This is a genomic window from Streptomyces sp. NPDC001709, from assembly GCF_053596375.1.
Window position 1 is genome coordinate 1 of the sequence record NZ_JBSFGB010000123.1, and the last position, 4,047, is coordinate 4,047.

1 protein-coding gene is annotated in these 4,047 nt (G+C 72.7%); it reads right to left on the bottom strand.

Translation table 11 applies throughout. From position 1 onward, the window contains the following. On the bottom strand, positions 1 to 4,047 hold a 4,047-nt coding region (locus ACWC0C_RS48070; protein ID WP_450871510.1), incomplete at both ends, for a type I polyketide synthase.

The window sequence follows — 4,047 nt, forward strand, 5'->3', positions numbered from 1 at the left end:
CATCCGGCCGGGACAGCACATGCGAACGCAACCGCTCCGCCTGCGCCCGCAACGCCACATCGTTCCGCGCCGACAGCACCACCGGCACCACACCAACTGGACGCTCGCCCTCCAGGGCATGTTCCTCCGCTGGCGCCTCCTCCACGATGATGTGCGCGTTCGTACCGCTCACGCCGAACGACGACACACCCGCACGCCGCGGACGACCCTCGGCCGCCCACTCCCGCGCCTGGGTCAGCAGCCGAACCTCACCCGACTCCCAGTCGATGTGCGGCGAGGGCTCATCCACATGCAGGGTCGGCGGCAGCACCCCGTGCCGCATCGCCATCACCATCTTGATCACACCCGCCACAGCGGCGGCAGCCGACGTGTGACCGATGTTCGACTTGATCGACCCCAGCCACAGCGGATCCCCCTCCCGCTCCCGGCCGTACGTCGCCAGCAACGCCTGCGCCTCGATCGGGTCGCCCAGCTTCGTGCCCGTCCCGTGCCCCTCCACCGCGTCCACCTCGGACGCCGCCAGCCCCGCACTCGTCAGCGCCTGCCGGATCACCCGCTCCTGCGACGGACCATTCGGCGCCGTAAGACCGTTACTCGCGCCGTCCTGGTTCACCGCACTGCCCCGGATCAGACCCAGGATCCGCCGGCCGTTGCGCTTCGCGTCCGACAACCGCTCCAGCACCACCAGGCCGACACCGTCGGAGAAACCGGTCCCGTCCGCCGACGCCGCGTACGCCTTGCACCGGCCGTCCGGCGACACCGCCCGCTGGCGGCTGAACTCGGTCAGGAGGTAGGGGCCGGCCAGCAAGGTGACGCCGCCCACCAGTGCCAGCGAGCACTCACCGGCTCGCAGCGCCTGCCCGGCCAGGTGCAGGGCAACGGCGGAGGAGGAGCAGGCCGTGTCCACGGAGACCGCGGGGCCCTCCAGGCCCAGCGTGTAGGCGATCCGGCCGGACACCACGCTCGTCGTGGTGCCGGTCAGGCGGTAGCCCTCCAGCTCGGCGGAGGCCATGCCGCCGTAGTCGGTGGTCACCACGCCGGCGAACACGCCGGTGTCGCTGCCCCGCAGCGTCGTCGGGTCGATGCCCGCATGCTCGAACGCCTCCCACGACGCCTCCAGCAGCAGCCGCTGCTGCGGATCCATCGCCAGCGCCTCGCGCGGGCTGATCCCGAAGAACTCCGCGTCGAACTCCCCGATCCGCTCCAGGAAGGCACCGCCCCGCGTGTTGATCTTCCCGGCCCGGTCCGGGTCGGGGTCGTAGATGTCGGGGTCCCAGCCGCGGTCCGTGGGCAGCCCGCCGACCGCGTCGCGGCCTGCGGCCACCAGCTCCCACAGCTCCTCCGGCGAGGTCACCCCGCCCGGGTAGCGGCAGCTCATGCCGACGAGGGCCAAGGGCTCGTCCAGTGTTGCCCGCCTGGTCCGGGTGACCGGCTTCGCCGGCTGGGCGATGTCGCCGAACTCGGAGAGCAGCAGCCGTCCGACGGCGGCGGGAGTGGGGTGGTCGAAGATGAGCGTGGCGGGCAGCCGTACGCCGGTGGCCTGGGTGAGCCGGTTGCGCAGCTCGACCGCGCTCAGCGAGTCGAACCCGAGATCCTTGAAGGCACGTTCGGCGTCGATCGCCGCGGCCGAGGTGTGGCCGAGGACCGCCGCGACCTGCTCCCGCACCGCGTCCAGGACGATGCGCTCCCGTTCGGCCTCCGCGACGCCGGCGAGGCGCTGCGCGAGCGAGCCGCCGGTCTCGACACGCCGGGCGGGGACCGGCGCCAGGCCGCGCAGCAGCGCTGGCAGCAGACCGGACCTGGCCTGGGCACGCAGCGCGGCGGGGTCGAGCCGGACAGGTGCCAGAAGCGCCGCGCCGGCGCCCAGCGCCAGGTCGAACAGCTCGGTCCCGCGCTCCCGGGACAGCGCGCCCACACCGGTGCGCTCCAGGCGGGCCAGGTCGGCCTCGCCGAGCGCGCCCGACATGCCTCCGGCGTCGTCCCACAGGCCCCAGGCCAGCGAGGTGGCGGGCAGTCCCGCCGCACACCGCGACGCGGCGAGCGCGTCCAACGCTGCGTTCGCTGCCGCGTAGTTGCCCTGACCAGGACTGCCGATCAACGCCGCCACCGACGAGAACAACACGAACGCAGACAGGTCGGCGTCGGCTGTCAACTCGTGCAGGTGCCAGGCCGCGTCCACCTTCGGCCGCATCACCCGCCCGACCTGCTCAGCCGACAAGGACTCGATCACACCGTCGTCCAGCACACCGGCCGCATGCACCACCGCCGTCAACGGACGCTCCACCGAACCGAGCACAGCGGCCAGTTGATCCCGGTCGGACACGTCACACGCGACGACCCGTACGCGGCACCCGAGGCCCTCCAGGTCCGCCACCAACTCGGCAGCACCGTCGGCCGCCGGACCACGCCGGCTCAGCAGCAGCAGATGACGCACACCGTGCACGACGGCGAGGTGCCGGGCGAACACCGCACCCAGACCCCCCGTACCACCGGTGACCACTGCGGTGCCCTCGGGATCGAGCACGGTCACCGACTCACCGGAGGACGCACGCGACAGCCTCGGCGCCAGCAACCACCCACCCCGTACGGCGAGTTGGGGCTCATCCGCACCCAGCACCGCACCCCAGTCCGGCTCCTCACCATCCACATCCACCAGCAGGAACCGACCGGGATGCTCGGACTGGGCGCTGCGCAACAGACCCCACACCGCCGCCTGGGCAACATCCGGGCTCTCACCGTCGACGGCACACACCGCACCCCGGGTCACCACCACCAACCGAGCCCCACCCAGCCGCTCACCGGCCAGCCACCGCTGCACCAGCCCCAGCGCCTCGGCGGCGGTAGCGTGCACCGACTCGGGGGTGTCACCCTCCGGAGCACCGACGAAAGCCAGCACCGCCCGCGGCGCCGGAGCCCCGTCGGCGAGCGTCTCCGCCAGGGCGTCCAGGTCCGGGTGGGTCTCCTCCGCGCCGATCCGGACGATGTCCTCGGTGCCGGTGTCCGGCCCGGCCTCGATGCGCGTCCAGTCCACGGCGTACAGGGACTGCCGCGTGTCGCCACGGGAGCTGTCGATGCGTTCCTGCTCGACGGGGCGCACCACGAGGGAGCGCACGGACACCACCGGGGTTCCGTCCTCGTCCACGGCGTCAAGTCGCAGCGAGGTGTCTCCGGTCATGGTGGAGCGAACGCGCAGGCGCGAGACGCCGGGGCGATGCAGCCGCACACCGCTCCAGCTGAACGGCATGAGGTGCGCCGCGGCGCCCTCTCCGGTCAACAGGACGACACCGCTCTGCAGCGCGGAGTCGAAGAGGGCGGGGTGGATGCCGAAACCGTCGTGCCCCTCGGGCAGGGCTACCTCGGCGTAGGTGTCGTCGCCGTCGCGCCATACGGCCTCGACGCCATGGAAGAGGGGGCCGTAGTCGTATCCGAGGTCGGCGAGACGCTGGTACAGCTCGTCGACGGGCATCCGCTCGGCGTCCTGCGGCGGCCACTGCTCCGGCCAGGCCCCGGCGGGGGCGGCGTCGGTGCCGAGGGTGCCCCGGGCGTGGCAGGTGGTCCCGGTCTCCTCGGCGCCGTTCTCCGGCCGCGAGTAGATCGCCACGTCACGGCGGCCGTCGGGCCCGGATGCCCCGAGGGTGATCTGCAGGTGCCGGGTGACGCCGTGCTCGACGAGCAGGGGCGATTCGAGCACCAGCTCGTCCAGCACCGGACAGCCGGCGTGGCGTCCTGCCGTGAGGGCCAGCTCGACCAGGCCGGTGCCGGGCACGACCATGGTGCCGAGCAGCAGGTGCTCCTCGACCCAGGGTTGGGTTTCGGTGGAAATGCGGCCGGTGAGCACCCATTCGTCGCGGTCGCCGACCGGCACGGCCGCCGCGAGGACGGGGTGGTCCACACCGACGAGCCCGGCGGCCGAGACATCGCCCGGAGTGCCGCCCGGCATCAGCCAGTACCGCTCGCGTTGGAAGGCGTAGGTGGGCAGGTCGACGCGCTTCGCGCCGGTACCCGCGTAGAAGACGTTCCAGTCGACTGCGACGCCGGCGGTGTGAG